This is a genomic window from Borrelia crocidurae, assembly GCF_000825665.2.
Classification (GTDB): Bacteria; Spirochaetota; Spirochaetia; order Borreliales; family Borreliaceae; genus Borrelia; species Borrelia duttonii.
The window spans coordinates 82,708-83,421 of the sequence record NZ_LN609267.1; the positions used below are offsets into that span (position 1 = coordinate 82,708).

Sequence of the window (714 nt, forward strand, 5' to 3'; positions counted from 1 at the left end):
CTTCTCAAAAACCCCAAAGTGTAATTTCATCTATAGTTGAATACTACACAAATTATAATGCAAATGTTCATAGAAGTGGACATCAATTTGCAATAAAATCAAGCTTAAAAATAGAAGAGACAAGAAAAATTGTTAAACAATTTATCAATGCAGAATCTCCTAAAAACATAATTTTCAATTCTGGAACTACAGATGGAACAAATACAATAGCAAATTCATTATTGTTATCAAAATTTTTTAAAGAAAATGATGAAATTATTACAACAACACTTGAACATAATAGTAATTTACTTCCTTGGATCAACATTGCAAAATTTTTAAACTTAAAAATTAAACTTGCAAAATTCAATGAAATGGGAATTATTCAATCAGAACAAATACAAAATCTAATTACAGATAAAACAAAAATCATTACTATGTCTGGAATAAATAATATACTAGGAACAATGCAAAATCTAGAGCAAATAGGAAAAATTGCCAGCGATAACAAAATTACATTATTCATAGATGCGGCTCAAATGGCACCACATATAAAAATAGATGTAAAGAAAATAAACTGTGATTTTTTAGTATTCTCAGGGCATAAAATGCTTGCCCCAACAGGTATTGGGGTATTATATATATCAGATAAAATTATAAACAAACTCAACAGCTCCAAACTAAAGATAGCAAATGCTATAGAAAATGGAATTTTACAAGAAAGTTATGTAGTAG

1 pseudogene (only partly in view) is annotated in these 714 nt (G+C 26.8%); it reads left to right on the forward strand.

Annotated elements, in window-relative coordinates:
* Positions 1 to 2: 2 nt before the first annotated feature.
* Positions 3 to 714: pseudogene (locus BN1173_RS00445) on the forward strand (cysteine desulfurase); its annotated part runs 443 nt beyond the window's last position; the annotation flags it as partial.